The organism is Streptomyces sp. NPDC047869, assembly GCF_040704065.1.
Classification (GTDB): Bacteria; Actinomycetota; Actinomycetes; order Streptomycetales; family Streptomycetaceae; genus Streptomyces.
On record NZ_JBEYRK010000043.1, the window covers coordinates 64400 to 70664 of the forward strand.

Here is a 6265-nt window from a genome sequence, read left to right on the forward strand (position 1 = left end):
CGCGGCTGGGTAGCAGTGCTGCAGGTGCCCCGTGCCGTGTTGTCGGAGGCGGATGCAAGACTCTCGCCATGACGGAAACGCTCGGCGCTGGCGTCGCGCTCATCTCCATCGTCGGCCGTGAATTCAGTGAGGTGGACGCGGTGGAGGAGACGCTGACTGACGTGTTCGCCTATGCCGGCCCCTCGCGTGATCAGATCGCTGAGGAAGGGATTTGCCGCACCCTGGTGCTCCAGATCAGCGAACTCACGGACGAGTGGGCCGCGCAGAGCGCACTTCCTGTGGTCCCGTTCGATGTCAGCGGCCTGGGTCCGAGTCAGGCGCGGGTGCGTATCGCGGCTGCTCCGGAGGACCTGCGGGCCGTGACGGCCGTCATCTCGGCAGGACACTCGCTGGTCGGGGAGCCTGCTCAGGGCAAGGATGGCAGTGCGGTACTGGTCGTCTCTGTGGGCTGACTACGGACGCGGGTGGCCCCACGGTCTCAGGCGACGTTGGTTCTGGATACGACTCGGCGTAGGCGCTCGTTGGTGGCGTGCTTATTCCGCCAAATGATGTAGCGGCGGATCATGCTGCCCTGGGCGTTGTGGGTGGGGTGGTCGGTGCCGTCTAGGGCGAAGTAGCGCAGAGCGGTGAACTGGGCCTCGATGCGGTTGAGCCAGGAGCTGTTGGTCGGGGTGTAGGCAATCTCGACGTTGTTGGCCTCGGCCCAGTCGGCGACGCGGCGGCAGCGCTTGGTGGTCAAGTGCGGGGAGTAGTTGTCGCAGATGATCGCGATGCGCTTGCCGACGGGGTGGAGGGAGCGCAGGTAGCGGCAGAACTCCAGGAACTTGGAACGATTCTTGGTCTTCTTGATGTGGCCGTAGAGCTGGTCCTTGCCCAGGTCGTAGGCGGCGAACAGGTGCCTGACCCCGTGGGGGCGGGTGTAGGTCGCGCGGCGGCGCGGCCGTGGTTCGCGGCCGGGATCCTTGTGTTTGCCGCCGCGTTCGGCCCACTGGCGGCCGGGGTGGGGCTGGAGGTTAAGCGGCCCGAACTCGTCCAGGCAGAACACAACCTCGGGTTCGCCCAGCTCGGGCAGGACCTCGCCGTCGGCGATGGCGTAGAGGTGCTCGACGCGGGCCTTCTTGACCGCGTAATCGGGATCCTTCGAGGTCTTCCAGGTCTTCAGGCGTTGAAAGGTGACGCCTTCCTCGCGGAGCAGGATGCGCAAGCCCTCGTGGCTGATGTCGTCGACCACCCCCTCGGCGACCAGGAAGTCGGCCAGTTTGACCAGGCTCCAGGTCGAGAACGGCAGGCCGTGCTCGGCCGGCATGGACTTGGCGATCTTCTTGATCTCGCGCCGCTCGGGCAGGGTGAACGTCTTGGGCCGACCGCCCTTGTACTTGGGGTAGAGCGAGCCGAAACCGTCAGCGTTGAAGTTGTGGATCACATCCCGGACCCGGTCGGGGCTGGTGAACGTCACCTCGGCAATCTTGGCCACGTGCATACCTTGGGCCGATAACAGCACCATCTGGGCCCGGCGCCAGGTCACCACCGATCCGGTACCTCGGCGGACGATCCGCAGCAGCCGCTGCCCCTCGTCGTCATCAATCTCACGGATCCGCACATGCTCAGCCACCCCGCCCAGCATGACGCACGACGCGCCGCCCGGATCACCATCCGGACGACGCGTCACAACAGGGCGAACGTTGCTTGATGCGGCACTAGAGACAGACGAAGCCACCGTAGGCGAGGCCTCTGCGAGGAGGCGAGCCGCGAGGTCGTCGGCCCTAGCGCGGCGATGAGTTCAGCGATCACCACGGGCGACAGCCCCGTGACCCGGTACTCCGCCACGATCAACTCACGCGCCCCAGCCTCCATCATGGACAGTTCAACGAGCTACCCGGCGCCGAGCCACGGCCAACCATGCACGAGGTCTCGTAAGGGCCGTCCCGTAACTCCTGGTCACAGGTGAGATGGACTTGCCGTGGCGGGTGTGATCACGTTGTTGGCGCCGTCGCGGATAGCCCCGTTAGCCGACTTCTGGCCGCTCTACTTGCGGCCCGCCTCACAAAGGCAGCCAACTGGGCCACCCCACGGGCGTGCCGCCCGATTCGCACATGCTGTCCGCGTGGCCGGGCGACACGTACCACACTGCCAACTCCGGCCAGAGCAGTATCGCACTGGCAAGGATCGTCAACACCAGTGGCAACAAGAGGCGCCGTCGACCCGTTATCTTGCGCATCACCGCCCACAGGACGGTGGACACGGTCGCCACGCCGGTCGACGCAACCACCCATGCAAGGAGTTGGTAGGAGCCGTTGGTGCCGATGTCGCAGTTCACCCAGGTACTGATCAGCAGTAACGAGGCCATGTACCCGGACCCCAGAAAGACCACCCACCCGATCAGCCAGGCAGCCGCGCTGTACTCGGCTTTCTTTCCCGCGGGGGAGCGCCGCTCCGTTGTCTCCACGCATGTGCCTTCCGCCGGGATTGGTGCGCCGTAGGGGCGGCCGACCATCAGTCGTCCCGTCCTGCGGCGCGTGATGCTACAACGGGCGCTGGCCACAAGTAGAGGATCTTGGTGTGGCTGGTGTTCCGCGCCCGTGCCGGGCTCTGCGGGGGGCGTCATGGTGGTGCTCTCCCCTGTCCGGTGGGGTGTCCATGCGCGCTCAGCGACCTGTCCGGCCGCCGACGTCTTCGATAGGTTTCGCCCATGACACAGACCGTCTGGGTGAGCGGTGAGGGCGACCGGTACCACATGCGCGAGGACTGCTCCTCGTTGCGGAGCGGACAGGACGGTGGTGCGCCTCAGGACTACGAGCTGCGCCAAGTGGTCCCCATGCCCGAGGCCGAGGCTCAGGCCGCAGGCAAGAAGCCCTGTCGCGGCGACTGTGCGGCGTTCTCACCGGGGAACTGAAACCGGGTGCGCCGGAAGCGGTGCGAACAGATAGCGACTGGCTCTGCTCCGGTCGGTCCAGCACAGGCGCGGCTGCCGACAAGGGGGGCGTCCCGGTGGTACGGGGGAGACCACCGGGACGACAACTCCAACCTACTGAGCACCATTCGCCGCGTACGGGGATTCGCGGGAAGTGGCCGGTTGCGGCCGCCTGCACCGTCTTCGAAGACCGCCCTCAGGCTCAGCTTGTTCTTTATCTACGGGCTCAGGTTGATGTGGTGAGAGCCAGGATGCCGGTGTGGTCGTTAATGGTTTGCTGCGTTGGTCGGCGATCGGAAGACTTCCGCCCATGCCTTCGACTGCACGTGACCTGGTGCTTGAACACTTCCGGTGGATCGGTGGTCACGCGGACGTGTGGGCGATCTTTCGGGATGCCAAGGCACTGGCCGCGGTGGTCGCCGCTCTCGTCGAACCGTTCCGGGAGGAGCAGATCACGGCAGTCTGTGGGATCGAGTCGCGGGGATTCCTTCTGGGCGGTGCCGCGGCCGTCGAGCTCGGCGTCGGTTTCGTTCCCATCCGCAAGGGCGAGGGCCTCTTCCCAGGCGACAAAGTTGTGCGTCAGTCGTCTGCCGACTACCGACGCCTTCGTCACACGCTGCGACTCCAGCGATCGTCGCTGGGGCCGGGAGACCGTGTGCTGCTGGTTGATGACTGGATTGAGACCGGTAGCCAGGCTGCGGCCGCCCAGAGCATGGTCGAGGAGTGCGGGTCCACCTGGGTGGGATGCAGTGTCATCGTTGATCAGCTCACCGGTGCGCCGAAGAACGCCCTCGGCACTATTAGAGGGCTGTTGACTGCGCAAGAACTCCCACCGTGCCGATAAAGATCAAGCTGAGCTCAGCTTGATCTACCAAGATCTTCCAGGTTTGCCGATGGCCTTGAGGGTCTCGGGGCGTTTGACGGACTTGCCGACGTCGTAGCGGGGTAGGTGCTTGTTGTTGGCGCCGGGTGACCGTCCAGGGCCAGCGCCTCGGGGTTTGGGAACACGGGCCGGGCAGGCGAGGTGGGCGCGGATGTTCCTGAACCCGCGGCGGACTCGGGCCGGGGTGAGTCGGTGGGAGGTGGTGGGTTTCTCCCAGGGCCGGCGGAGATCGCTGGCCAGAGGCCGGGCGAGCTGGAGCTGCCCTATCCACATGTGGGCGCGCGTCGGCGCAGCGCGGGCGGAGCGGGCCGAAGGCAGGAGCGGCGCCCGGAGCGGAGCCGGGAAGCGCGCCCGGCGGAGCGGAGCGCAGCCGGGGCTTGATGCGGTAGGGAAACTGTCCCTCGGACTCTGCGCTATGAGTGCCAAGGTCTCAGTTCCGGTCTCAGTCACTACTTGTTCCGTGAGCGTCCACTCGTGTCCCCAGACCCTTGGAACACCCCTGAGCAGGCAGTGAACCGACCCTGTGCATGCCTATGGACGTCCCCGGACCAGGGTCGGACAACTCGTAATGCGCAATGCTTCGAGGGCATGATGTGGTGCAGTCCCGGCCCACTGGTACGGGCCGGGACTTTCGATCTCGACTACCCGAGAAGAGTGACTGCGACCGGGACGTCAGGGCAGTGGTTTAGCACGTTGGTGCGGGCGGTCTACTCGGAGGCGTCGACGCTCGGGCCCAGCGGCGCTAACCGGCCTCGCATGCGGCAGTCGGCGGAGCTTTACCAGTCGGTCAGGTCGACCAGTAGGTCGCAGTGCGGGTCGTCCGGGGCCGGGCGCCGGTACTGCTCCTCCTCGACGAGGGAGGGCAGGGAGGTGAGGAGGGCGGTCGTCGGCGTCCCGGTCAAACGGATGTCGACCCCGATGATGCCCGGCCGGTCGGGACGCTGCACATACAGACGAATCAGGCCGTCGCCGTGCATGAGAAAGCCGACAAGGAACGGGTTCTCGTCGTCTACGGGGTCGGAGAGGGCGCGTACGACGGTGAGCGCCTCACCCCGTTCGGTTTCTGGGGTCGGGGTGATGCCCTGAGGGCGGAGGCGGATGAGCGTCATCCCCATCACCTCGTCGACGTCGCTGCTGCTGTAGATCTGGGGCCCGGTCAGGACGGTGCGCAGCACGCCGGGGATGTAGTACGGGGTCACCGTGTCGTGGGGGATCTCGTACAGGAAGCTCTTGGCGTACTCGTCCTTTCCGACTCGGACGGCGATCCGTACGGCGCCGGGGGCGGGGAGGACACCTCGCAGATGGCAGTAGTCGGCGATGGGGGCATTTAGGTAGTACAGCAACAGACGGGCACTAGCTGCCTGTTGCTCTCGGTCTTCGGGGTCTGTCACGGATGCATCCATGCGGGGCACTTGTTGTTGCGCTGATTGCGGCAGAAGGCGTTGATCACGCCGATCGTCTGTCCTCCCCTGCCGGCATCGTAGCGGCGGTCCTTTGACTTTCGCGTGTACTGAACGATTACGGTGAACTTCACCTGCCGCGGCTCAGCCCTGTTAACCGGCACTGCCGCCTACGGCTCATGGAAAGCCTCTCGCCAGGCCAATGAAGCGGCCACGAAGGCGAACGAAACCGCCGGCCACCCTCGCGCGGATCGAACAGGTACCCGCTGGCGGCACTTGCTGTCCGAGCCTGCCTGGGGTGTGCAGGAGCTCCTTGGCGCGCTGTCGCCTACCTCACCGGCCTGGCAGTGCACCGGGCCTCGGCCACCTACCGGGGTGAGGGAAAGACCGACGCGAAGGACGCCTTCGTCATCGCCGACCAGGCCCGTACCCGCCGGGACCTGGGACTGCTCAGGCCCGGGGACGAGATCGCCGTCGACTTGCGCACCCTGACCACCCGGCGCCTGGACCTCGTCTTCGACCGCACCCGCCAGATCAACCGCCTCAGGGCTCATTTCCGGCCTTGGAGCGGGCGCTGGACCTGACCAACAAGGGTCCGGTCATGCTCCTGACCGGCTACCAGACTCCGGCAGCGATCCGCCGTACAGGTGCGAAGCGGATTGAGACCTGGCTGAAGAACCGCAAGGTGAAAGGCGCCGCCGCACTCGCTCGCACTGCCGTGGACGCCGCCCAGGCCCAGCACACCGCGCTGCCCGGCGAGAGGCTGGCCGCCGCCATGGTGGTCCGCCTTGCGAAGGGGGTGATGGCCCTCGACGAGGAGATCGCGGAACTCGACGCTCTCGTCGAGGCCCGGTTTCGCGAACACCGCACGCCGAGGTGATACACGTCCTGTGGGCAATGATCCGTGACAGAGAGTGCTACCAAGTTTCACCCCCGTCGCAGTCGCGGCTTGACATCAGCATTGGGAAGTCCCGTAAAGATCGAACTTCGGTCCCGGCTGGGCCAACTGGAAGGCCAAGCGGCATGATGACCGCCGTGACGAACAGTGCAGATCTGCATCCTGCCCAGATC

Annotated in this window: 6 protein-coding genes and 2 pseudogenes; 4 read left to right on the top strand and 4 right to left on the bottom strand. The window is 66.0% G+C overall.

What is annotated here, in order from left to right; all coding sequences use genetic code 11:
* Positions 1-68 precede the first annotated feature (68 nt).
* Positions 69-452: a hypothetical protein gene (locus tag AB0924_RS35580; RefSeq protein ID WP_366913670.1), complete on the top strand. Its 384-nt coding sequence runs from the start codon at positions 69-71 to the stop codon at positions 450-452.
* Positions 453-478: 26 nt separating this feature from the next.
* Here the strand turns inward: AB0924_RS35580 and AB0924_RS35585 are convergent, their stop codons facing one another.
* On the bottom strand, positions 479-1612 hold the full coding sequence (locus AB0924_RS35585) for an IS630 family transposase (RefSeq protein ID WP_366913671.1): 1134 nt from the start codon (positions 1610-1612) through the stop codon (positions 479-481).
* Positions 1613-2041: 429 nt separating this feature from the next.
* Positions 2042-2446 carry a hypothetical protein gene (locus AB0924_RS35590; protein ID WP_366913672.1) on the bottom strand — a complete coding sequence of 135 codons (405 nt, stop codon included), beginning with the start codon at positions 2444-2446 and terminating at the stop codon, positions 2042-2044.
* Between the two features lie 243 nt (positions 2447-2689).
* Between AB0924_RS35590 and AB0924_RS35595 the strand changes: the two genes are divergently transcribed.
* On the top strand, positions 2690-2893 hold the full coding sequence (locus AB0924_RS35595; protein WP_366913673.1) for a hypothetical protein: 204 nt from the start codon (positions 2690-2692) through the stop codon (positions 2891-2893).
* A 328-nt stretch (positions 2894-3221) separates the two neighbouring features.
* Positions 3222-3755, top strand: a complete 534-nt coding sequence (locus AB0924_RS35600; protein WP_366913674.1) for a phosphoribosyltransferase family protein — start codon at positions 3222-3224, stop codon at positions 3753-3755.
* Positions 3756-3779: 24 nt separating this feature from the next.
* Here the strand turns inward: AB0924_RS35600 and AB0924_RS35605 are convergent.
* Together AB0924_RS35605 and AB0924_RS35610 are read right to left on the bottom strand one after the other, a co-directional pair.
* Positions 3780-4055: pseudogene (locus AB0924_RS35605) on the bottom strand (transposase); the annotation flags it as partial.
* Positions 4056-4570: 515 nt separating this feature from the next.
* Complete coding sequence (locus AB0924_RS35610; RefSeq protein ID WP_366913675.1) at positions 4571-5185, bottom strand: hypothetical protein; 615 nt, start codon at positions 5183-5185, stop codon at positions 4571-4573.
* Positions 5186-5511: 326 nt separating this feature from the next.
* On the opposite strand from AB0924_RS35610, the pseudogene AB0924_RS35615 reads away from it, so the two are divergent.
* Positions 5512-6059: pseudogene (locus AB0924_RS35615) on the top strand (transposase); the annotation flags it as partial.
* Between the last annotated feature and the right edge of the window lie 206 nt (positions 6060-6265).

Excerpts from the sequence above, each read along its gene's own strand:
- AB0924_RS35595 (WP_366913673.1), top strand. The coding sequence starts at position 2,690 with ATGACACAGACCGTCTGGGTGAGCGGTGAGGGCGACCGGTACCACATG.
- AB0924_RS35580 (WP_366913670.1), top strand. The coding sequence starts at position 69 with ATGACGGAAACGCTCGGCGCTGGCGTCGCGCTCATCTCCATCGTCGGC.
- AB0924_RS35600 (WP_366913674.1), top strand. The coding sequence starts at position 3,222 with ATGCCTTCGACTGCACGTGACCTGGTGCTTGAACACTTCCGGTGGATC.